16 protein-coding genes are annotated in these 23,927 nt (G+C 65.4%); 10 read left to right on the forward strand and 6 right to left on the reverse strand.

From position 1 onward, the window contains the following. Positions 1-13: 13 nt before the first annotated feature. Entirely contained in the window at positions 14-208 is a 195-nt protein-coding gene (locus tag Q0J57_RS02255) for a DUF2065 domain-containing protein (protein WP_297216580.1), read from the reverse strand. Positions 209-253: 45 nt separating this feature from the next. Here Q0J57_RS02255 and Q0J57_RS02260 point away from each other — a divergent pair, with 45 nt between their 5' ends. The 6 genes from Q0J57_RS02260 (at position 254) to Q0J57_RS02285 (ending at position 8,551) form a co-directional block, all read left to right on the forward strand. Then, the gene (locus Q0J57_RS02260; RefSeq protein WP_297216585.1) at positions 254-1,567 is read left to right on the forward strand and encodes a nucleotide sugar dehydrogenase; all 1,314 of its coding nucleotides are present in this window, start codon (positions 254-256) and stop codon (positions 1,565-1,567) included. Positions 1,568-1,570: 3 nt separating this feature from the next. Continuing rightward, the gene (gene mqnB / locus Q0J57_RS02265; protein ID WP_297216588.1) at positions 1,571-2,284 is read left to right on the forward strand and encodes a futalosine hydrolase; all 714 of its coding nucleotides are present in this window, start codon (positions 1,571-1,573) and stop codon (positions 2,282-2,284) included. 9 nt (positions 2,285-2,293) lie between these two features. Beyond that, on the forward strand, positions 2,294-3,259 hold the full coding sequence (locus tag Q0J57_RS02270; RefSeq protein ID WP_297216593.1) for a polyprenyl synthetase family protein: 966 nt from the start codon (positions 2,294-2,296) through the stop codon (positions 3,257-3,259). A gap of 39 nt (positions 3,260-3,298) precedes the next feature. After that, positions 3,299-6,298, forward strand: a complete 3,000-nt coding sequence (locus tag Q0J57_RS02275; protein WP_297216595.1) for an AIR synthase-related protein — start codon at positions 3,299-3,301, stop codon at positions 6,296-6,298. Positions 6,299-6,803: 505 nt separating this feature from the next. Further along, positions 6,804-7,487: a septal ring lytic transglycosylase RlpA family protein gene (locus Q0J57_RS02280; RefSeq protein ID WP_297216598.1), complete on the forward strand. Its 684-nt coding sequence runs from the start codon at positions 6,804-6,806 to the stop codon at positions 7,485-7,487. Positions 7,488-7,666: 179 nt separating this feature from the next. After that, positions 7,667-8,551, forward strand: coding sequence for a DMT family transporter (locus Q0J57_RS02285; RefSeq protein ID WP_297216601.1), 885 nt, complete (start codon positions 7,667-7,669; stop codon positions 8,549-8,551). Between the two features lie 63 nt (positions 8,552-8,614). On the opposite strand, the gene Q0J57_RS02290 is transcribed toward Q0J57_RS02285, so the two are convergent. From Q0J57_RS02290 to Q0J57_RS02300, 3 genes are all read right to left on the reverse strand, one after another. Next, positions 8,615-9,100: a GNAT family N-acetyltransferase gene (locus Q0J57_RS02290; RefSeq protein WP_297216604.1), complete on the reverse strand. Its 486-nt coding sequence runs from the start codon at positions 9,098-9,100 to the stop codon at positions 8,615-8,617. Between the two features lie 341 nt (positions 9,101-9,441). Next, entirely contained in the window at positions 9,442-13,611 is a 4,170-nt protein-coding gene (locus Q0J57_RS02295) for a translocation/assembly module TamB (protein ID WP_297216606.1), read from the reverse strand. Next, positions 13,611-15,815, reverse strand: a complete 2,205-nt coding sequence (locus tag Q0J57_RS02300; RefSeq protein WP_297216609.1) for a BamA/TamA family outer membrane protein — start codon at positions 15,813-15,815, stop codon at positions 13,611-13,613. Before Q0J57_RS02300 ends, Q0J57_RS02295 begins: the two co-directional genes overlap by 1 nt. 107 nt (positions 15,816-15,922) lie before the next feature. Between Q0J57_RS02300 and Q0J57_RS02305 the strand changes: the two genes are divergently transcribed. Further along, positions 15,923-16,270, forward strand: coding sequence for a DsrE family protein (locus tag Q0J57_RS02305; RefSeq protein WP_297216612.1), 348 nt, complete (start codon positions 15,923-15,925; stop codon positions 16,268-16,270). Positions 16,271-16,439: 169 nt separating this feature from the next. Here Q0J57_RS02305 and typA read toward each other — a convergent pair whose 3' ends face one another. Then, on the reverse strand, positions 16,440-18,269 hold the full coding sequence (gene typA / locus Q0J57_RS02310; protein ID WP_297216615.1) for a translational GTPase TypA: 1,830 nt from the start codon (positions 18,267-18,269) through the stop codon (positions 16,440-16,442). Positions 18,270-18,487: 218 nt separating this feature from the next. Then, positions 18,488-19,330 (reverse strand): purine-nucleoside phosphorylase, encoded by an 843-nt coding sequence (locus Q0J57_RS02315; RefSeq protein ID WP_297216618.1) that lies wholly within the window; start codon positions 19,328-19,330, stop codon positions 18,488-18,490. Between the two features lie 170 nt (positions 19,331-19,500). On the opposite strand from Q0J57_RS02315, the gene Q0J57_RS02320 reads away from it, so the two are divergent. The 3 genes from Q0J57_RS02320 (at position 19,501) to Q0J57_RS02330 (ending at position 23,923) form a co-directional block, all read left to right on the forward strand. Next, positions 19,501-20,931, forward strand: a complete 1,431-nt coding sequence (locus Q0J57_RS02320) for a biotin carboxylase N-terminal domain-containing protein (RefSeq protein ID WP_297216797.1) — start codon at positions 19,501-19,503, stop codon at positions 20,929-20,931. 70 nt (positions 20,932-21,001) lie between these two features. Then, entirely contained in the window at positions 21,002-23,257 is a 2,256-nt protein-coding gene (locus Q0J57_RS02325) for a carboxyl transferase domain-containing protein (RefSeq protein ID WP_297216621.1), read from the forward strand. A gap of 18 nt (positions 23,258-23,275) precedes the next feature. Next, positions 23,276-23,923, forward strand: a complete 648-nt coding sequence (locus Q0J57_RS02330) for a biotin attachment protein (RefSeq protein ID WP_297216623.1) — start codon at positions 23,276-23,278, stop codon at positions 23,921-23,923. Positions 23,924-23,927: the final 4 nt, after the last annotated feature.

Here is a 23,927-nt window from a genome sequence, read left to right on the forward strand (position 1 = left end):
GCCGGAGGCAGCCCTAACGGGTGACGGCCACGAGGCCCAGCCCCAGACAGAGGGCCATGAAGCCCCACCAGCGCAGGCGTTCGGGATCAAGCCGCAGGGCATAGCGCATGGCGCGCTGCACCTGCCGCGGGAACACTGCCCAGAGGATACCCTCCAGGGCAAAGGCCAGACCAAGCGCACAGAAAAAAAGCGGAAACCCTTCGTTCATGCCGCCATGGTGCCGCAGGACACGGGAACTGTAAAGGACAGAAGCATGTTTCATTTCAGCGAACTGACCGAGGGCAAACGTACCCTGGCCGTGGTGGGCCTTGGCTATGTGGGGCTGCCGCTGGCTGTGGCCCTTTCCCGGCACATGCCCGTTCTGGGATTTGACATCAGCCGCCGCCGCGTGGAAGAGCTGCTGGGCGGGCATGACCATACCCATGAAGTAAGCGACGCGGACCTGGCCGCTGCCAACCTGCGCTACAGCTGCCGTGCCGAAGACCTGGAGCAGGCTTCCGTCATCATCGTGGCCGTGCCCACGCCCATTGACGATCACCGCGCCCCGGACCTCACGCCCGTGGTCGGCGCCACCACCACCGTGGGACAGCATCTGCAAAAAGGCGCTGTGGTGGTCTACGAATCCACGGTCTACCCCGGCCTCACCGAGGAAATCTGCGTGCCCATTCTGGAACGGGAATCGGGCCTCACCTTCGGCACGGACTTCACCGTGGGCTATTCGCCGGAGCGCATCAATCCCGGCGACAAGGTGCATACCCTGGCCAGCATCACCAAGATTGTTTCCGGTTCCGATGCGGCCACGGCCGACCTGCTGGTGCAGGTCTACGGCTCCGTGGTCAAGGCCGGCATCCACCGTGCCTCCAGCATCAAGGTGGCCGAGGCCGCCAAGGTCATCGAAAACACGCAGCGCGACCTGAACATCGCCCTCATGAACGAGCTGTCCATCATCTTCGAGCGCATGGGCATCGACACCATCGAGGTTCTGGAAGCCGCAGGGACCAAGTGGAATTTCCTGCCCTTCCGGCCGGGTCTGGTGGGAGGGCACTGCATCGGCGTGGACCCCTACTATCTGACCTTCAAGGCCGAAGAGCTGGGCTTTCACCCCGAAGTCATCCTGGCCGGACGCCGCATCAATGACAGCATGGGCAAGCACGTGGCCGAAAGCGTGGTCAAGCGCCTCATCCGTCACCGGCGCCAGGTCAATGGGGCGCGTGTGGGCATTCTGGGCTTTACCTTCAAGGAAAATGTACCTGACCTGCGCAATACCAAGGTGGTGGATGTGATCCGCGAGCTGCGCGAATACGGCGTGGAACCGCTGGTGCATGATCCGCAGGCCGACGCCGCCGAAGCCCTGCGGGTCTACGGGCAGACGCTGCTGCCGCTGGATGCCCTCACCGGTCTGGATGCCATCATCCTCACAGTGGGCCACAGGGAATATGCCGCCATGACGCCGCAGGAACTGCGCAGCCGCTTTGTGGACGCGGACAATGCCCTGCTCATGGACGTGAAGGCTTTCTTTGATCCCGTTGCCATGCGCGCTTCCGGCATGGACTACTGGAGACTCTAGGCCGTGTACCTGCTCTGTGCCGCCACCCGGGAAGAACTGCTGGCCCTGCTGCCGCGGGACTGCCTGCCGTGTGGCGATAGCCTGCCGCTGCAACAACCCCTTGCCGTCACGGGAACCCGCCAGCCCATGCTGGCCTGCGTGACAGGGGTGGGGCCTGTCAATGCGGCACTGGGCATGGGGCAGGTCCTTGCCAGCTGCGCCTTCCGGCAGCAGCCCCTGCGCGGCGTAATCCTGGCCGGGCTGGCCGGCAGCTTTGACCTGCAACGCTGGCCGCTGGGGCAGCTCTGCCCTGTTGGCGAAGAAATCTGGCCCGAATACGGCCTGCATGACGGGCATCAGGTTTCTGCCGAACATTTTGCCTTTCCCCAGTGGCAGGACGGCGGGAAAACCGTGTTCCAGCATCTGCCGCTGGACAGTGCCCCGGCCCTGGGGCTGACGGCCCGGGGCGATCTGGCGGCCCCGCCGCTGCGCTCCCTTACCGTGGCCGGCGTCAGCGGCAGCGACGAACGCGCGGCGGCACTGTGGCGCGCCCATGCCCCGGCCCTGGAAAACATGGAAGGCTTTGCCGTGGCCTATGCGGCGGCCCGTGCCCATCTGCCCTGCCTGGAAGTGCGCTGCGTGTCCAACAAAACGGGCAGACGCGCCGCCCATGAACAGGATTTTCCCGGCGCCCTGCGCCAACTGGGCCGCATCCTGCCCACCCTCAACCTTGTATAGACACTCATCATGATACTGCTCAAAGCCCGACTGGGCATGGAACTGCCCCCCATCAACAAGGCCCTGGACAATGCCGTGAAGGCGCTGCATCCCTCGGTGCAGCCCGTGGCCCGGCATATTTTCGACGCGGGCGGCAAACGCCTGCGTCCGCTGCTGGTGGTCCTCATGGCCCGCCTGCTGGGCTGTACGGACAACAGGGTCTACGAGCTGGCCGTCTGCATGGAAATGCTGCACGCGGCCACCCTGCTGCACGATGACGTCCTGGACAATGCCGACAGCCGGCGCGGCCATCCCGCAGCGCATACCCTGTTCGGCGTCACGCCCACCATCCTGGCCGGCGACGCCCTGCTGGCCACGGCCAACGGCCTGGTGGCCCGCTTTGACGACCCGGCCCTGTGCCGCTGCTTTTCCGCTGCCACCAGCCAGACCGCTGCCGGGGAAATCCTGGAAATCGCCTCGCAGCATCAGGTGAACGTCACGGCCGAAACCTACGATGCCATCATCCGCGGCAAGACGGCCTGGCTCATCCGGGCTTCCTGCGAAATGGGCGCGCTCTATGCCGGCGGCAATGTCATGCAGGTGGCCGCCGCGGCCGACTACGGCGAAAATGTGGGCATGGCCTTTCAGCTGGTGGATGACGCCCTGGACTTTGCCGACAGTGCCGTTACGGGCAAGCCTTCCGGCGGCGACGTGCGCGAGGGCAAGCTCACCCCGCCCCTGCGCCTCTACCGCCAGCATCTTTCCCCGGCGGAACGCACCAGCTTTGACACGGCCTTTGCCAAGGGCCTGTTCAGCGAGGAAGACGCCAGCCGCATCGGCGAGGCCATTCGCCGGCAGGGCTTTGACGCCAAAGCGCGCGATGAGGCGCAGGACTATCTGGACAGGGCGCTCATGGCGCTGGACCGTCTGCCCCAGTGCCGGGAGCAGGACGTGCTGCGCGAAATGACCAACTACGTACGCGACCGCAAGAAATAGTCATCCTGCCGGGAAACCGGCGGCAACAACGAGGACGCTATGCTGTACCGAGTGGAAACTGGCCTGCATCCGGCCCTGACCGATACCCAGGGACGCAAGACCCTTCTGCATGTGCTCAAGGCGCTGCGCATGGAACTGGCGGGCATCCGCCAGATCAAGGTCTATACCGTGGACGGCCTGAGCGACGCCCAGGTGCGCCGCCTGGTGGATGAAGGCATCTGGCATGACCCCATCCTGCAGGATGCCTCCCTCACGCCCCTGCCCGTATGCGATCCCCTGCCGGACTGGTTCGTGGAAGTGGGCTTTCGCCCCGGCGTCACGGATAACGAGGCCCGCACGGCCCGTGATACGGCGGCCATGGTGCTGGAAGTGCCGCGCGAAAGCCTGCGCGTCTATACCTCCGTGCAGTACCGCATGGCATGCCTGCCGGACAAGCCCCTTTCCCGCGACGAGGTGGAAAATCTCACCCGCTCCCTGCTCTGCAACGATCTCATCCAGCGCTACCGCATCAAGAGCCGCGAGGAATGGCAGGCCAGCCCCGGTTTCGAGGCGCAGGCAGCCCAGGTCACCGGGCAGGCCAATGACACGGTGGAAACCATCCCCCTGTCCGGCATGGATGACGCGGCCCTGCAACAGGCCAGCCGCGACAATACCTGGGCGCTGACCCTCACCGAAATGCACTGCATCCGCGACCAGTTTGCCCGGCCGGACGAACGCAGCCGCCGCCAGGCCCTGCATCTGCCCGCCGATCCCACGGATGTGGAAATGGAAGTGCTGGCGCAGACCTGGTCCGAGCACTGCAAGCACAAGATTTTTGCCTCCCGCATCCGCTATACCGATGAAGACACCGGCCGCACGGAAGAGGTGAACAACCTCTACAAAACCTGCATCCGCGATGCCACGGCCAGGCTGCGCGAAAACATGGGCGCCGATGACTACTGCAAATCCGTCTTCAAGGATAATGCGGGGGTGATTTCCTTCATTGACGGCTATGATGCCTGCATCAAGGTGGAAACCCACAACAGCCCCTCGGCGCTGGACCCCTACGGCGGCGCGCTCACGGGCATTGTGGGCGTGAATCGCGACCCCATGGGCACGGGCATGGGCGCCGAACTGGTCTGCAATACGGACGTGTTCTGCTTTGCCTCTCCCTTCTATGACAAGGAACTTCCCCCGCGGCTGCTCCATCCCCGCCGTGTGCTGGAAGGCGTGCGCGAAGGCGTGGAACACGGCGGCAACAAATCCGGGATTCCCACGGTCAACGGCTCCCTGGTGTTTGATGAGCGCTACCTGGGCAAGCCCCTGGTCTACTGCGGCACCGTGGGCATCATCCCCACGGACATCAACGGCCGCCCCGGCTGGGAAAAGAAGGCCTGCAAGGGCGACGTCATCGTCATGACCGGCGGGCGCATCGGCAAGGACGGCATCCACGGAGCCACCTTCTCGTCCGAGGAACTGCACGAGGGGTCCCCGGCCACGGCCGTGCAGATCGGCGATCCCATCACCCAGCGCAAGATGTATGACTTCATCATGCGCGCCCGCGATCTGGGCCTGTACAATGCCATCACGGACAACGGCGCCGGCGGCCTGTCCTCCTCTGTGGGGGAAATGGCCGAGGATACGGGCGGCTGCGTGCTGGACATCGCCAAGGCACCCCTCAAGTATGACGGCCTGCGCCCCTGGGAAATCCTGCTGTCCGAAGCCCAGGAACGTATGACCCTGGCCGTGCCCCCGGAAAAGCTGGACCAGTTCATGGAGCTGGCCCGCCGCATGGATGTGGAGGCCACGGCCCTGGGCACCTATGACGACAGCGGCTTCTTTGAAGTGCGCTACGGCGACCGCATCGTGGCCTCGCTGCCCATGGCTTTCATGCACGACGGCGTGCCCCAGCTGCATCTGGAAGCCCGCTGGAAAGCTCCGGAATTCCATGACATCACGGTGGATGTGGCCGATGCTGACCAGGGGGCCTTCCTCAAGCGCATGCTGTCGCGCCTCAATATCTGCTCCAAGGAATACATCATCCGCCAGTATGACCACGAAGTGCGCGGCGGCAGCGCCATCAAGCCCCTGTGCGGCGTCAAGCGCGATGGCCCGGCCGATGCCGGCGTGCTGCGCCCCCTGCTGGAATCCGATGCCGGCCTGGTCATCTCTCACGGCATCTGCCCCAAGTTCAGCGATTACGACACCTACTGGATGATGGCCAATGCCATGGACGAGGCCATCCGCAACGCCGTGGCCGTGGGCGGCAATCCGGACCGCATGGCCGGCGTGGACAATTTCTGCTGGTGCGACCCGGTGCAGAGCGAAAAGACCCCGGACGGCCACTACAAGCTGGCGCAGCTGGTGCGTGCCTGCCGGGCGCTGCGCCAGTTCTCCCTGGCCTATGGCGTGCCCTGCATTTCCGGCAAGGACTCCATGAAAAACGACTATACCGGCGGCGGCGAAAAGATATCCATTCCGCCCACGGTGCTCTTTTCCGTTCTGGGTGTCATGGATAACGTGACCCTGGCCCAGACCTCGGACTTCAAGCGCCCCGGCGACATCATCTACCTGCTGGGCGGTACCTGGCGCGAAATGGCCGGCAGCGAAGCGGCCGACGAACTGGGGCTGCGCGGCGGCCGCGTGCCGCAGGTGGACGTGGCCACGGCCCTGCCCCGCTATCGTGCCGTGCATGCCATGATGCGCCGGCGGGCCATCTCGGCCTGTCATGACTGCTCCGACGGCGGTCTGGCCGTGGCCTTGGCAGAAATGTGCATCGGCGGCCGCCTGGGCGCCAGCATCGACCTGGACAAGGTTCCGGCCCTGGAAGCCATGAACCGCACCGAGCTGCTCTACAGCGAATCGGCCAGCCGTCTGGTGGTCAGCGTGGCACCGCAGCATGCCGATCTGCTGGAGGCCCTGGGACAGTGGCAGCTCTGCCGCCGCATCGGCACGGTTACGGATACGGGCAACCTGGACCTGTACAGCGGCACGTCCTGCCTGGCCAGCGTGCCCGTGGAAGAACTGGCCACAGCCTTCAAGGTTACCCTGGACTGGTAAACCAACCGACAGCCAGGACGCGGAGGAGCGGAAGCTCCTCCGCGTCTTCCCCTGCCGCGCCTGCCGCATGGGTCGTGACGACAGCCGCCGGACGCTTCCGGGTGAAGGCTGCCTGCCGCAGACGGCCCTGCCTGCGGCTGCCTTGGCGGCCCTTCTGCCGCCCTTTTCCTGCCACTTTTCCTCCCGCTTATCCTTCGAAAAGCCGCGCTGTACGGACCGCCAGAACGGCCTTTCCCGGGGCGTTTCTGGCCGTCCTGCGGGGCCATTTGGGCCGTTCCTCGCGCAGGTCTGCGCATAACATACTGTTTTAAAAAACAATTTTCCCTTGACAGCCCCCAATGGAATAGGGCATAGTCTTGGGTACTTGAGGAGGAGATATACCCGTAAAGGCAAACCCCGGTCATCTGTCCCCGACGAGGACCGGAGTGGGTCGCCCGTGGGCGACCTGTGCCATTTCGTCCTTGGACGAAAGACACACCTGTTGTACCCCAGCCAAGGAGTCCCCATGAAGTTTGTTTACAGGCTTGCCATGTGGGCGACCGTCACGGCCTGTCTGGCCCTTGTCGCTCCCATGGTTCCCACCACGGCCGCCGCTGACAGCAAAGCCGGCCACACCACTCACCAGAACGCCTCTTCCCCTGCCGCACATTCTTCCACAGCGGCCCCCGCCTCCCCTTCCACCTCCGCGGATACCCGCGACATCTGGCTCAAGCGCGCCCAGAGTTCCGAATTTATCCTGGGGAAGGCCTCCTACTACAGCACGGATCTGCATAATGGCCCCACGGCCAGCGGTGTGGGCTATGACATGTATACCTTCACGGCCGCGCACCGCACCCTGCCCATTGGCACGGTGGTCCGCGTCACCGATCAGCAGAACGGCAAAAGCGTCATGGTGTGTGTGACGGACCGCGGCCCCTTCATTCGCGGGCGCATCATTGACCTTTCCTATGCGGCGGCAGATCAGATAGACATGCGCCGCCGTGGCGTGGGCAAGGTCAGCCTGGAAGTGGTCAGCGATGCCCAGGGACGGCCCCTGGCCGATGATCTGGCCTATTTTGTGCGCTTCCGGGGCATGGAAACCTCGGAAATGGTCGGCCCCTTCCGGGCCTTTGCCGATGCCGCCGCCATGCATGAAGCCATGCGCCAGGCCCATCCCGACGCGGAAGTCATTCTGGAAAAAGCCCAGTAAGCCCTTTTCTGCTGTGCAGAAATATGGCCGCAGTGCTTGTGCTGCGGCCTTTTTTTGTCTGCTCCGGCTTGCGTCACTTCCGGTTTTGCGGCACAGTGCCGCCACCCGGTAGCCGCGCCCTGTCTGCCCCATACCGCTGTTTTCGCGCCTGCTGCCACGTCCTGTCATGGAGGAACGTCATGGGCCTGTTTTTCGGCCTGCTGTCATCGGCCACCTTTGGCCTCATTCCCTTCTTTACGCTGCCGCTCATTCAGGGGGGCATGGCCGCCGAATGCGCGCTTTTCTACCGCTTTCTCATCGCTGCCATGGCGCTGGGGGCCTGGCTGCTCTGGCGGGGCGACGCCATTCTGGCCCCCCTGCGCAGCCTGCTGTGCCTCTTTGGCGCCAGCCTGCTCTACCTGCTGGCCGCCCTGCTCTTCTTCTGGTCCTTCCGCTACATTCCCAGCGGCACGGCAGCCACCATACAGTTTCTCTATCCGGTGCAGGTCATGTGCATCATGGTCATCTTTTTCCACGAGCGCTTTTCCTGGCTCACGGCCTCGGCCATTGCCCTGGCGGTGCTGGGCGTCTACCTGCTCAGCGGCCATCACAGTGGCACGGGAAGTCTCAGCCTGCTGGGCCTGGGGCTGGCCCTGCTGTCCAGCCTGTGCAATGCGGTCTATATCGTCAGCCTGCACACCTTCCATCATCCCCGGCTCACGGGCCTTTCCGTCACCTTCTGGGTGCTGGCCTTCGGCGCGCTCATTGCCCTGATCTATGCCCTGATCTGCGGCAGCCTGCGTCCCCTGGCCAGCCTGGAAGAAGCGGGAAACGCCCTTGGCCTGGCCCTCATCACCGGCCTGATCAGCAATCTGACCCTGGTGCTGGCCGTGCAGCGCATCGGCTCCACCCTCACGTCCATCCTGGGCGTCATGGAACCACTGACCGCCGTCAGTGTGGGCATCGTCATCTTTCAGGAACCCTGCACACCCGCCGTGCTCGCCGGCGTGGGCATCATCTGCGCCGCTGTGCTGCTGGTCATGACCGGTCCGCAGCTGCTGAGCCGGCTGCGGCACAAAAACTGACAAAACGGCGGGGGACGTTCCGCAGAACATATCCCCCGCCGTGTCTTGCTTCTGCCGACGCCTTCAGGAGGGCGCGTCCCAGCGCAGATGCAGCAGCGGATAGGGCCGTCCGTCCCCGTCCAGCGGCGAACGCCCGTACACCCGGAAGCTACAGCGGGCATAAAAGGCCCGCGCCCCCAGGTTCTGTTCGTTCACATCCAGAAAGACGTACTGCCGCCCTGCACAGGCATGGGCCAGCAGCGCGCGTCCCACGCCCCGGCCAAAGGCTTCCGGCGCCACAAAGAGCATTTCCACGCGCAGCACCCCGCCCTGCGCCCAGCCGCCCCAGAAACCGTGCGCCTTGCCGTCCTCTTCCAGCAGCCAGAGCTGGTGCATGGCCGGCAGATAGCGGCGCGGCATGGCCGCCGCCATGGCCTCCAGGTCTTCCCGCGCCAAAAAAGGATGCGTGGCCTCCACACTGCGCCGCCACAGCGCCGCCAGCGCAGACCAGTCGCCCGATGTGGCCGGACGAATGCGTCGCCCCAATGATCCGTGCTGCCCTTCCCGCATGAACCGTTCTCCCGCAAACCGCCAGGCCCGGCCCCCGGCGCTGTACCACGGCATCGTCACGACACAGGGTTTGCCAGATGGGCACACACCGCGCCCACCCGCCAGAAAAGGCCGGCAGCCGTCTTCCCAGGCTGCCGGACGCCGGCAAAGACGGAACACGCTGCCGGCATTGAGGAGCGGAACAGGCCATCCCCCCGCACACCTGCGGAAAAACCGGCAACGCCCCGGGAACACCGGCCCCGGCACAGGCCGCCAATGCCCCCGGCCCGGCGCGGCATGGCATGCGCCGCCCCCCAGACTGACAGACGCCAGCCGGGCAGACCGCCTGCCTGCGCAGCGGCTCAGTAATTGTACTTCCAGCGGACACCGGCAGAGGTATTGTTCTGCTCGGTGCGGACCTCGGCCTTGCTGCGCGGCGTCAGCTGCAATTCGATGACCACGGCGGTGCTGTCCGACTTCAGGCCCTGTTCCACGCCCAGATACAGGCGCTCGCCAATATACTTGCCAGCCTGCAGGGAGCTTTCGTCATCCCCCTGATCATCGGAAAAGCCCCGGTGCGACGATCCCACGCGCAGCACATCCACCCCCAGCGCCTTGCGCGCCACATCCAGCACGCTCAGGCTGTCTCCGCCAAAGCCGGCCAGTTCGGCCACGGCTGCGGCCAGGCGCAGATTTTCGAAGCGGCCCAGCTCGTTGGAGCTGCGGCCGAACATGATCCGGGAAATGATTTCTTCCTGGGGCAGGGACGGCGTGCTGGACAGGCTGAGCTTGAGATGTTGCACCGAGCCGCCCAGGCGCACGTCCGCCGTAAGATCGGGCGTTTCATGGCGCAGCACCACGTCCAGCAGGGGATTGGACGGCGCTCCGCCGGCAAAGCGCACCACGCCGCGGTGCAGCAGGAACTGCGCCCCCAGCAGGCTGAACTGCCCTTCCACGGCTTCCACGCTGCCCAGCACCTGCGGATCATTCAGCGGCCCGGTAATACGCACATCGGCCTGCCAGCGGCTTTGCAGCCCCCGCCCGCGTACCACAAAACGGCCGGGCGTGCGCACCCGCACGTCAAGGGAGCCGCGCGGCACCTTCCGGTGCATATTGGCTGCCTGTGCCGTGCCCGTGTCAATGGGCAGGGTGGGGATACTGCTGCCGGTGGAAAGGCGGTCGATGCGTAATTCTCCCGTATTGATGACAATATCGGCCCGGATATCCGGCCCCAGGAGCGCGCCGGACATACCGAACGTTCCCGACAGGTCCACCATGAGGTCCCGGCGGCGCAGGGGACGCAGATCGGCCAGCTGGCCTTCAAGACGCACCTGCCGTCCGCGATCCCGCAGTTCACCGTTCAGCTGTGCCCGCCCCTTGTGGCCGTCGGTAAAGGAGCCGCGCACGCGGACATTGCCCAGCGCATCCAGGCCGGAATGCAGCGCAGTCTTGTCCAGCTCCACCGCCAGGTTTATGTCCTGCAACAGCACGCCCAGGGCCACATCCTCAAAGCGCCCCTGCTGCAAACGCACGGCACCGGCCACCACCGGGGCCTGTACCGTGCCCGAGGCATCCAGCCGGACATCCAGCTGGCCGTGCAGGCGGCGGTCCGCCATGGGCACAAGCTGCCAGAGCGGCCCCACGCGGCCCAGCCAGCGCAGCCGGCCTTCCAGCGCGGCCTGCGGCGGCAGCGACGGCACCCCCGACGCCGAAAAGGCCAGCGGCAGGCGCAGGCGGGCCTCCACCTGGTCCGCCCCCAGTGCCCGGCGGCTTGCCTCCGGCACATCCAGGGAAAGCTGAAGGCGGCTGTAGTCCCCGCCGGGCCGCAGGCTGCCCTGGCAGCGCAGGTCCAGAGGCGGCAGCGCCGCTCCCGGCACGCTCAGTCCGTCCACCGTCAGCGAGAACTGCCCCTGCGGACGGGCGGGCTGCCCGTCCAGCCGGGCATCCAGTCCCACACTGCCGGCAGGCAGCGCTGGCAACACCTTCTGCCAGGCTTGCAGGGATGTCTTTTCCAGCGCCAGGCGTGCGCGCACCTTGTCCGGCCCCAGGCTCCCTTCCAGCCGCAGCCGGCCGGCCGGGGCAATGTGCAGGTCCACATTGTGACAGCTCCAGCCATCGGCACCATATTCCAGCCGGGCCTCGCCCGCCAGGCGCAGGCCAATGCCCTGTCCGGGCAGCGAAAATTGCAGACGTTCCAGCCGCAGCCGGCCCGGCTCCCAGCGCAGGCGGCTGTCCAGCCTCATGTCTCCCGCCACGGTCGCGGATACGGAAAGCGGCCCGCACAAGGCGCCCGTGCCCTGCACGCGGCCCCGGGCAAAATGCTGCCCGGGCACATCCAGGCCCGCCACGCGGGCATCCGCCTCCAGACGCAGCGCCCCCGCGGTCTCCAGGTCGGCATCCACGCTCAGCCCGGTCCAGCTCAGGGCCGTGCCGCCGGCCCAGCGCAGGGCCCCCCGCGGCGCATCCAGGCGCACATGCCAGTGCGGCGCCTCCGCAGGCGCCGGACGGCTGGCCCGCACTTCCAGACGGGTCACGGCGCCCTCGGCCCGCACATCCGGCAGCACAAGACTCAGCGGACGGGACAGGGCCTGCCAGTCCCTGATTTCTCCGAACAGCGCCCCGCGCATGTAGGGCAGGCTCTCCAGCACGGCCCGCAGGTGGCGCAGCAGCGGGTCTTCCCCGGGCGCCGGACGGCGTTCTGCCGGGCCTGCCATATCCGGCACAGGGGCCTCAGCCGCCGCCGTTTCTTCGACGCCGGCAGCATCCTCAGCGCCCCGCCGGAAGGCCAGCAGCCACTGTCCGTCCAGACGGGCACCGGCGGCCCGCAACTGCACATCGTCCACGGCCAGAAAACCGGCAAAGGGCTGCTGCTCGCCTTCGCCCAGACGCCCCTGCGGGCTGCCCACACCGGCCAGCAGGCGAAAACGGGCCTCCAGCGGCGTGCCCCTGCATTCCACAGAAGCCTGCACAGCCGCATGGGCCGGCAGCCCCTCCAGCCCCTGCCGCCAGCGCAGGGGATAGCTTTCCAGCGCCACCGCAATGCGGGAAAGATCAGAACGCGGCGCCATGCTCCCGGCCTTGGCATCTGCCCCGCCGGCACCGGTCGAGGTACCGGTCGCGGCAACCGGGGCAGCGCCTGCGGCCTCCGGCGCCGGCATGGCCGCCTCAGCAAAGCGCAGGCCGGGGCTGTCTGCCCGCAGGGACAGACGCGGCGCATACAGCGGCCCGTCCACCAGCAGCCAGGCCCGTGTGGGACCGGCAAAAAGATTTCCCCAGGACAGGGACAGCCTGTCCGGCAGCCTTTGGCCCTGTTCACTGGCCCCTTCGGCGGCCGCCGCATCGGCTCCCTCGGCGGTCCCCGCATCAACAGGAGCCGCCGCCCCTGCCGGCCGTTCTGCCGGGCTGGCAGGCTGTTCCGGCCGGGCCGGCTCCTCCAGCGCTGCCACCACATCCGGCGCGGGCAGCGGCCGGACGCCGGCATCCAGCTCCAGCCGGATGCGGGCCGCATTCCACTGCTCCACCCTGTCAGGCAGGTCCAGCGCCAGGCTCAGGGCAGCGTTCGTCATGCCGGCCTGTACCTGCAAGCGCTCCAGCCGCAGCTGCCAGCTGTCCGTGGTGTGCCGGGCCTGCAAACGCAGCGTCACCTCGCCCTGCCCCAGGCAGGAAACCGGCAGCAGCGCCGCCAGCAGCGTGGGCGCGTCCACCCCCGCTGCCGCCGTCTCCGCGGCAAGGGGCGGCCGGCTTTCCCGCAGCAGGGCACGCCGCACAGCCTCCCGCGGCCAGCTGACCGCCAGCTGCACGGCCATATCCACCTGCGCTTCGGCCCCCAGGGCCGCCAGAAGCGTTCCCTCCAGGGTCAGCCGCGGCATCTGGTGCACATCCACCTGGGGCACGCCCTCTGCCGACGGCGGCTCCACACACAGCCACATGGCCGGCAGGGCCACCTCCCGCAGCTCCAGTCCGCGCAGCTCCACCGGCGGCAGCGGCAGAGAGGCCAGCACGTCCAGCACACGGGCCATACCGGCGCAGACGGCATCGGCCACGGCGCCGGCACTGTGCGCCACCTCCGGCGGTGCCGCCTCCGGTTCGGGCAGCAGGGGCAGACGGTACAGGCCCCCCCCGTGCAGACGCAGGGCATCCACCCGCAGGGCAGGCCGGCTCAGGGACAGGCCCCAGCGCAGCTCCAGGTCCGGTACTTCCAGCCAGAGGCCCCGGCTGTCCCGCCCCGTCAGGCCCACACGCGGCGCAAAGGGCAGACCGTCCAGGGCCGTCACTTCCAGCGACAGGCCCAGAGGCGTCAGGCTGTCGGCCAGCACCTCGTTGAGGGTATGCCGCAGCCAGCGCTGCCCGCTGCCGCTGCACAACCAGCCCAGACTGCCGCCCAGCAGCAGGACCAGCACAAGCAGCAGCAGTCCCAGCCAGCGCAGCGGACGGCGCCACCGCTTCCGCGGACGGGGCGGTGCAGGGGGGGCTGCCTGTGCCGGGGAAGCGGCCTCGGGCAGGGGCGATATGTCCCGGGAAGGTTCGGCCATCAAAAGGATTGTCCTATGCTGATATAGAGCTGTACGGGCGGGTCGCCCTCCACCGGATTGAGCGGTGTAGCCACGTCCAGGCGCAGCGGCCCCACAGGCGTATAGTAGCGCAGGCCCAGACCGGCGCCCCAGTGCAGGTCGTCCAGCGTGGGGTACTGGTCCCGATAGGCCATGCCGCCATCAAGAAAGGGAACAAGGCCCAGATTGTCCGTGAGCTTGAAGCGAGCTTCCAGATTGACCAGCTGATAGGAGCGCCCGCCCTCGGGGTCATCCTTGCTGTTGCGCGGTCCCAGGGCCTGATAGGAATAGCCGCGCACGGAACCTGCCCCGCCCACGTAAAAACGCATGGAACCGGGCATGGCGTGCAGGGGCACGCCGGCCATCATGCCTGCCGCCGCCCGCGCGGCCAGCACCAGACTGTCATCCGGCCGCCCGTTGGGCTTGCGCATGGGGGCGTAATAGCCCATCCACTCCGCCTCGCCCACCACAGCCGTGAAACGCTGGTCATAATATCCGGCCACGGGATTCACCCGGACCTTGCCCACGCTGCCTGCCGACGGGCTGACCTTGTTGTTGCGGCTGTCGCGCCGGATGGTCAGCTGCGGGCCAAGCACACTGTACAGCCGCATGCCGTGCCCGTCCTCGGCCAGCTGGCCGCCATCGCCAAGAACGCCGGCCCCCACATGCCAGTAGCGGTTGACGCGCCGCTCCAGCATGACCTTGGCCGCCAGGCCGCGCCGCTCGTAGGCATCGGTATCCTCATGCAGCAGGGACGCCTGGGCATTGAGGCTCTGGCCGGAACGCAGAAAGGCGGGCTTCAGAAATTCCGCCGTCATGCCCTGCTTTTCCGTGGTCACGGGCAGGCCCAGGCGCAGGCTTTCGCCATTGCCCAGCAGATTACGGTTTTCCCAGTCCGCCTCCACGCCGAAGCCGCTGTCCGTATCGTACCGGGCCTCCAGGCCCACGGAACGGGGCGGAGCATCCTCCACCTTCAGCAGCAGCGGCAGCGCGGCCACATCTCCCCCCGCAGCCTTCCACTCGTCCAGCGCCGGGGTCAGCGTAACGGCATTGAACAGGCCCAGCCCGCGCAGGCGGTCTCCGTAATTGGCCACCCGGCGGCTGTTCCAGCGCTCATCATCGGGACGCCAGTAGGCCAGACGCCGCAGATAGGCTTCGGAAACATCGCTCTTGCTCATGAGACGGATTTCGCCCATGAGGGCGGGCGGCCCGGCGTTGATGACCACCTCGGCATTGAGGGTGCGGTTCTGACGGTCAAGGGTATAGCGGGTGCGGGACACCGCAGCCACCGGATAGCCCTGGCGGCGCAGATACTGGGGCACACGGTCCACGGCGGCCAGGACTTCCTCGGCCGTTACCGGCTTGCCCGGCTCCAGCCGCAGACGATGCGGAAAGCGCGGCGGCGCCACAGGTTCGCGGGCTTCCCGGCCCAGCAGGCCCTGCAGGCCGCTGTACTGGGCACGCCGCGTTCCGTTGCGGAAGGCCTCGGGCACATGCGGCGCCGGCTCATAGCGCACCACGGCCTGACCGAGCACATAGCGCGGCCCGGGAACAAGACGCAGCAGCACGCGGGCCGGGCGGACCGAACCATCCACCTGAAAGGAGGCCGTTCCTTCATAATAGCCCTGCGAGTGCAGCAGCTTTTCGGCAGCTTCCTGGTCCAGACGGGCACGGCGCTCCAGCGCCAGCAGACCGTCAGGCGGTTCCTTGCGCAGCTGCTCCAGGGTACTGGCGGCCAGCATCTTGTCGCGCAGGTCCTCGGCAGCACGGGCAAAGCGGTCCTGCTGCCGCCGGTTGCCGCCTGCGGCGGCATCGGAAGCGTCGGGAGCGTCAGGATCCACGGCCGACGCCGCCGGCGCGGCTGCCTGCTCCCCGCTGTCCTCGTTCTGCTCGTCCGTTTCCAGCGGATGGGCATAGGGGTCACGTTCGGCGCGGGCGGCATCCACTTCCTGTTTCACGGCCCGGGCTTCGGCCTGCAGGCGGTCATGGTCCACATCGGGCCGCGGCACGGGCTTTTCCACCACCACCTGTACCGTGTAGGGCACGGGGTCCGCCGTCCATCCTGCCTCCTGTTCTTCCGTTTTCTGGGGACGCTCCTCCAGCAGCTGCACCAGACCGCACGCCCCCAGCAGGGGCGCGAGCAGGAGCAGCACAAGCAGGACAACAGGCCGGAAAGAAAAACGCATGGTGGCACTGTATCCTGTCCCTGTACAGGCCGCAAGCGCGGCTTGGAAAAAGTCTTCAGCCGGGCTATGCTCTGCGGGCACCCTTTCTTTCAGCCCAAGGAGACAGCATGAATTACGATCTCTGCCTGCATGTGGATCTCAAGGATGCCGACAGACTGGCCCTTGCCCTCAAGAATGCCCGCAACTACCAGAACGCCCTGCCCGGCGAGACCTTTCAGCTGGTGATGGTGGGCAACGGCGGTGCCGTGACCCTGTTTACCCGGCAGCAGACCGCCCTGTGGGAAGTGGCGCAGCCCCTCATGAAAAACGGGCTTGTGATCCGCCTCTGCCAGAATGCCCTCAATGATAACAGCCTGACGCAGGAAGACCTCTGGCCCGGCGTGGAAATCGTGCCTGCCGGTCTGGTGGAAGTCGTGCGCCTGCAAAAGAGCGGCTTTGCCTACGTCAAACCGTAGAGAGCGGCAGATGCTCAGGCGGGACAACCATGCCTTGCGCCGTTTGTCCCGCACAGGTACAGAAACAGCCCTTTCCCCAACGGGAAAGGGCTGTTTCTGTGAAATGTGCCCGGCAGGGACCCGCAAGGCCCTGCTGGCGCGGTCTGTTCCAGCGAAAGGCCGGGGAAGCCTAGCCCTTCTTGCGCGCGCCGGCCATCTGGTAGCGCTTCTGGGCGGAAAGCTCCACCTTGCGCAGGCGGATGGACTGGGGCGTCACTTCCACCAGCTCGTCCTCGCGCACAAAGTGCAGGGCATGTTCCAGCGTCATTTTCTTGACCGGCGTCAGGATGACATTCTCGTCCTTGCCGGCGGCACGCAGGTTGGTGAGCTTCTTTTCCTTGGTGGCATTGACGTCGATGTCATTCTCGCGGTTGTGCTCGCCCACGATCATGCCTTCATAGACCGGATCGCCGGGTTCCACAAAGAGGGTGCCGCGCGGCTCCAGGTTGAAGAGGGCATAGGCCACGGCATTGCCCGCGCGGTCAGCCACGATGGAGCCGGTGAAGCGGGTGGGGAAGTCGCCGCGCCATTCCTCGTAGCCTTCCAGATAGGAATTCATGATGCCCGTGCCCTTGGTATCGGTGAGGAATTCGTCCCGATAGCCGATGAGGCCGCGCGACGGCACGGAAAATTCCAGGCGCACGCGGCCGGTGCCGTTATTGGTGCAATTGAGCATGCGGCCCTTGCGCTGATTGAGCTTGTCCGTCACCACGCCCATGAAGACTTCGTCGCAGTCCACGTACAGGTGTTCGATGGGTTCCTGAACCTTGCCGTTTTCATCCTTCTTGAGGATGACCTCGGGCCGGCCCACGGAAAGTTCGAAGCCTTCGCGGCGCATGGTCTCGATGAGGATGGCCATCTGGAATTCGCCACGGCCCTTGACCAGAAAGGCGTCCTTGTCCGCCGTATCTTCCAGGCGCACGGCCACATTGCGCAGGCATTCCTTGGCCAGACGGTCACGGATGGCCCGACTCTGCACGATCTTGCCCTCGCGGCCGGCCAGCGGCGAGGTATTGATGCCGAAGCGCATGGATACCGTGGGTTCGTCCACCCGGATGCGCGGCAGGGCGCGGGGATTGTCGCGGGTGCAGATGGTGTCGCCGATGGTCACGTTTTCGATGCCCGCCAGTACCACGATGTCGCCGGGGCAGGCGCTTTCCACATCCACCAGCTTGAGGCCGTCGTACACTTGCAGACGGGTGGCGCGCAGGGGCACGGGCTGGCCGTCTTCGCCCATGCAGACCAGGGATTCCTTGGCGTAGACCGTGCCGTGCATGATGCGGCCCACGGCCAGCCGGCCCAGATAGTCGGAATAGTCCAGATCGGCCACCAGCATCTGGAACGGCTCGTCCGGGTCATACACAGGACCGGGGATGCGCTCCAGAATGGTGTCGAACAGGGGCGACAGGTCCTTGCGCTCATCTTCCAGATGATACATGGCCACGCCATCCCGGCCGATGGCATAGAGCACCGGAAATTCCAGCTGTTCGTCATTGGCACCCAGATCGATGAACAGATCGTAGATTTCGTTGAGCACCTCGTCCGTCCGGGCATCCTTGCGGTCGATCTTGTTGATGACCACCACCACGGGCAGGCCGGCATCCAGCGTTTTCTTGAGCACAAAGCGGGTCTGCGGCAGCGGCCCCTCGGAGGCATCCACCAGCAGGATGGCGCCGGTGGCCATGGACAGGGAACGCTCCACTTCGCCGCCGAAATCGGCGTGGCCGGGGGTGTCGATAATATTGATCTTCACGCCTTTCCAGTGCACGGCGCAGTTCTTGGCGGCAATGGTGATGCCGCGTTCGCGTTCCAGGTCCATGCTGTCCATGACGCGGTCATCCACCTGCTGATCGGCGCGGAACACCCCGCTCTGACGAAAGAGGGCGTCCACCAGTGTGGTCTTGCCATGGTCGACGTGAGCAATAATGGCCACATTGCGAAGAAAAGCATTCTGTTCCATAAAAAACCCTTGATACCCGTTAGAAAGCCCACAAAACGCGCCCGCATGGCGTGGTCCGCATCTGCCGCAGCAGCATGACGGGGCCGGGCGCCCCTGTGGCAACTGGCCGCACCCGCCGGAAACGGCTGTTCCGGTCTCGTCACCATGACGCAAACCGCAAGGACACAAGGCACGCAGGTGCCGTGCCCCGCGGGGCGGGCCGAAGATGTACGCACTTTTTAGAGTTTTGTCACCATGTCCATGAGCAGGCGTTCCAGCTGCCGGCCGGCCCGGCTGGCCACCGCGATGACCTCTTCCAGCGGCGCGGGCTGCATGCAGTCCGGCAGATTCTTGTTGGACAGGCAGGAAATGCCCAGCACCCGCATGCCCAGATGCCGGGCGGCCAGCACCTCCAGCACGGTGCTCATGCCCACGGCATCGGCGCCCCATTGCCGGAACATGCGCGTTTCGGCCGGGCTTTCCATCTGCGGCCCGTGCACGCCGATGTAGACGCCACGCTCCAGGCGGATGCCCAGACGGGCCGCACTGTCCAGAGCCAGGGCACGCAGGGCCGGATCAAAGATGCAGCTCATGTCCGGAAAGCGCGGCCCCCACTCGTCCACATTGGGACCGGCCAGCGGCGTCCGGCCCGTAAAATTGATCTGGTCGGTCATGCACATGAGCGTGCCCGCGTCAAACTGCGGATTGAGCGCGCCGGCGGCATTGGTGATGATCAGGGTATCCACCCCCATGCCGGCCATGACCCGCACGCCCATGCAGACCTGGGCCGGAGAAAAGCCCTCGTACAGATGGCAGCGCCCCTGCTGCACCAGAACGGGCACGCCCTCCAGAAGCCCCCGCACAAAGACCCCGGCATGCGAATCCACCGTGGACACGGGAAAATGCGGCAGCTCGGCATAGGGCACACGCACCACATCGTGCAGAGCCGCCACCAGCCCCGAAAGGCCCGTGCCCAGGATCAGCCCCACATGCGCAGCCTGGGAAAATGGCGCTTTTTCCGACAAAGAAAGCCTTTTTTTCAAAGCAGTTACAGCAGACTGGACTTCTGAAGAATTTTGCATAAAATACCCGCCAATCACCAAGTGTTTTTTCCTCTTACCGCCAGAACGACCCCGGCTTCGGCACGGGGGCGTTTTTGCGCGCGTATCATATCCCGGCCAGCGCCGCAGTTCAAGCGGCGTGCGCGGCCAAGCAGGAGTGCATCTTGCAAACGCTACAGGACCTCTACGCCATGCCGCTGTCCAGCCACAAGGTGCTTGTGGCCAACCGCGGCGAGATTGCCATGCGCATCATGCGGGCCTGCCGCAAGCTGGGCGTGGCCTTTACCGCCATCTATACCGCCGAAGATGCGGCCTCGGGCCATGTGCGCCTGGCCCGCGAACAGGGCGGCGAAAAAAGCCTTTACCGTGTCTCGTCCTATCACGACGCCAACGAACTCATGGCCGTGGCCGATGAAGCCGGCTGCACGGCCGTGCATCCGGGCTACGGCTTCTTTGCCGAGGACTTCCGCTTTGCCCGCCGCGTCATGAAGCGCGACCGCAAGCTCATCTTCATCGGCCCCTCGTGGAAGATCATCCGCGAACTGGGCGACAAGATCAACACCAAGCGCCTGGCCCGCAGCCTGGGTGTCCCCACCGTGCCCGGTTCCGACCGGCCCATCTATGACGAGATGGAGGCCGAGCGCATTGCCCGCAGCGTGTTCGAATTTCAGGAACAGCAGGGCATCAAGCGCCCGCTGGTGCTGGTCAAGGCATCGGCCGGCGGTGGCGGCATGGGCATCGAGGAAGTGTACGACATCGACAACTTCCGCTCCGTCTACCGCCGCATCCGCAACTATGCCATGCGCCAGTTCAAGGACGAGGGCGTGCTCATCGAGCAGCGCATCATGGACTTCAACCACCTGGAAGTGCAGATCGTGTCCGACCGTTCGGGGCGCAATCCCGTGCATTTCGGCACGCGCAACTGCTCCATCCAGTCCACCGGCCTGCAAAAGCGCGTGGAAGTGGCCCCGGGCTTTGCCCCCGGCCCCATCACCTATTCCTTTGATGCCAACAAGGTCCTGTCGGACATTGTGGGCTATTCCCTGACCATGGCCCGCAAGGTGGGCTATGACAACGTGGGCACCTGGGAATGGATCGTCACCCGCAAGGGTGAACCCTTCCTCATGGAAGTGAATACCCGCATTCAGGTGGAAAACGGCGTTTCTGCCTGCATTTCCCGCATCAACCGCGACGGCACCCAGGTGAAGGACGTGGACCTGCTGGCCGAGCAGATCCGCATCGGCCTGGGGCAGCCCCTGGGCTATACGCAGGACGACATTGTCTTTGAAGGCGTGGGCATAGAATACCGCCTCATCGCCGAAGACCCCGACAGCCGCTTCACGCCGTGGGTGGGCCGCATTGAACGCTTCCAGTGGAAGGACCAGCCCTGGCTCACCATGCTTACCCATGTGCCCACGGACCAGCCCTACGAAATCCCCACGGAATTTGACCCCAACCTCGCCCTGGCCATCATCTGGGGCAAGGACCTGGAAGAGGTCAAAAGCCGGGGCCGGGCCTTCCTGGACAGCCTGAAGCTGGAAGGCCGCAACAATGCGGGAGAGGAACTCAAGTCCAACGTGAACTTCCTCAGGGCCAATACGGAGCGCATCCTCCGTTTCTGATCCGCACCACACCGCGCCCGGCGCGGTCGAACACGCGAAAAAGTCCGCATTGCGGCATGTGCGAGAAGCAATGGACAACAGTATCGAAAAACGCATCCAGGGTCTCAACGACCGCCTGACCTATGCCCGCGACATCTTTGCCGGCAAGCATGAGGAAGATATACGACTTCTGGAAGAAAAACTTGCCGACTTCAGCCGTCGTGCCCTGCATGACGAGATAAAGGACCCCTACAGCGAGGCTTCCTCGCTGGAAGAACTCTTTGCCTTTGTGGAAAAACGGCTGGAAAATGCCGTGACGCCCATGGACAAGGTGCGCATCGTGCGGCACCCGCAGCGCATCTGCCTGCGCGACATCCTGGAAAACGTCTACGACAACTTCACCGAAGTGGGCGGCCAGGACGAATACAGCCTTGACCCCAGCATGCTCATTGCCCGCGCCATCATCACCCGGCGCCGCGGCAAGAAGACCTATACCCAGTCGGTCATGGTCATCGGGCAGGAAAAGGGCCACGGCGCGGAATTCCGCAACGGCGGTTCCGTGAAGCCCTGGGGCAATGCCAAGGCCCTGCACTACATGCAGGTGGCCGAAACCGAGGGCATCCCCATCCATACCTATATCTTTACGCCCGGCTCCTTCCCCATCGAGGACAATCCCGGCGCGGCCCAGCAGATTGCCCGCAATATCTACGGCATGGCCGGTCTGCGTGTGCCTGTCATTGCCGTCATTTCCGAAGGCGGCTCCGGCGGCGCCGAAGCCATCGGCCTGGCAGACCGGCGGCTCATGCTCTCCCACGGCTACTATTCGGTCATTTCGCCCGAAGGTGCGGCCGCCATCGAAGGCCGCCTCAAGGCCGGCCAGCGGGCCACCCCCGAACTCATCGAGCACTGCGCCAGCAATCTCAAGATCACGGCACAGGACAATCTGGCCTTTGGCTACATTGACCGCATTGTGCAGGAACCCCCGCTGGGCGCCCGCCCCTATCATTTCGACTTCTTCCGCTCCCTGCGGCAGGAAGTGCTGCGCGCCACGGACGAGGTGGTGCTGTCCAACCGCAAATGGCCCGTCTTCCGCAGCCTGGCCGTGGCCCGCGTGCGCAATGCCGACATCAACCTGGACGAACGCTTCATCCGCTGGGGCCTCAATGCCACGGCCAAGGACCGCATGGTGGAACAGCGCCAGCTGAAATTCCTGCGCCTTTCCCGCGAAGCCGCCCAGGACAAGCGGCCCTTCATGGCCAAGAACATGGCGGCCCTGCAGGACTGGCTGAGCAAGCCGTGGATGCACTTCAAGTACGATTTCTACCGCAAGCATCAGCGCAAGATCAGCACCTTTGTGGAAGAAATGGGCAATGAAGTGGAAATGTTCAAGAACCGCCTGCTCAGCCCCTGGCACAAGCTCACCCGGCGGCTGCCCGGCGTGCAGGCGCGGGACACCACGGCCCAGGAACTCACGGCCCTGTCCACCTGGTCCGACGATTCCCGGCGCCGCAAGTGGAACTATCTTTCCCCGCGCTACAAGATCGACCGCACCATCACCTGCCCCAACAGCGAATCCTACGGCTGCCTGGACCTCTGGGGACCGGACCTCTTTGCGGAATTTGCGGGCGTGTGCAGCCACTGCGGCCATCACTTTCCCATGGAGCCGGAATGGTACGTCAAGAACGTCTTTGACGTGGATTCCGTCTATGAATTCAACAGCGAAATCGAATCCGGCAATCCCCTGAACTTCCCCGGCTTCGAGGAGCGCATCGCCCAGGCCCAGCAGAAGACCGGCGCCAAGAGCGGCTGCATGACCTTTGAAGCCCGCATTGACGGCATCAAGGTGGTGGTGGCCATGCTCATGGGCACCTTCCGCGGTGGCTCCGTGGGCGCGGCCGAAGGCTACAAGTTTGTGGAAGCTGCCCAGCGCGCCCAGAAAAAGCGCTATCCCTTCCTGGCCTATGTGCACGGCACGGCGGGCATCCGCATTCAGGAAGGCACCAACGGCGTCATCCAGATGCCGCGCTGCACCGTGGCCGTGCGCCGCTATGTGGAATCCGGCGGCCTGTACCTGGTGCTGTACGACACCAATTCCTTTGCCGGACCGGTGGCCAGCTTCCTGGGCTGCTCGCCCTATCAGTTTGCGGTGCGCTCGTCCAACATCGGCTTTGCCGGGCCGGGCGTCATCAAGGAAACCACGGGCATGGACATTCCGCCCAAGTACCACCGCTGCTACCACGCGCTTTCGCGCGGCCACATTCAGGGCATCTGGGACCGGCGCCAGATCCGCGCCAATCTCAAGCAGGCCCTCATGACCATCGGCGGACGCAATCTCTACTACCGCTAGCTCGCCGCAGGACGCACCATGATCAATATCTCCGCTTTGCTGGATGAAATAAAGGCTTCCCCCTACCGGGAAATCGTTGTCAAAACTCCGCATACCGGCACGGTCACCTTTGCCGGCGTCACGGAGGGGCAGGAAGTGCTCGGCCCCCAGGGGCAGTGGAAGGAACGCCCCGGCACCCTGCTGGCCACGCTGGAACGCGAGCACAACCCCAAGCCCATTCTGGCCCTGGAAAAAGGCATCATCAGCCGCATCTATGCGGAACGGGAAGGGCACTTTGTGGAGGCGGGCACGCCGCTCATGGTCATCCGCCACATGCTGACCCGTGACGAGGTGGAGCACGCCATCCTCAAGAAGGCCCTTTCCCTGTTCACGGCGCCGGAACGGGCCAAGTATTACTTCACCCCGGAAGTGGACAAGAAAATCCGCGCGGCGGACAGCCATTCCGTGGTGGTGCGTGACGGCATGGAACTCATGATCATGTCACGCATGAAGCGCGAGGTGCCCCTGTACTACAGCGGCCCGGAAGGCGTCATCTACGCCGTCTACTTCAAGTATAACGAAAATATCGATGCCGGCGCCCCGCTCATCGGCGTCTGCCCGCAGGATCAGCTGCCCGCCATTCAGGACGTGATCATGCGGGTCAGAACCGAGTGGACGGAACACTAGACCA

Source organism: uncultured Desulfovibrio sp., from assembly GCF_944324505.1.
Classification (GTDB): Bacteria; Desulfobacterota; Desulfovibrionia; order Desulfovibrionales; family Desulfovibrionaceae; genus Desulfovibrio.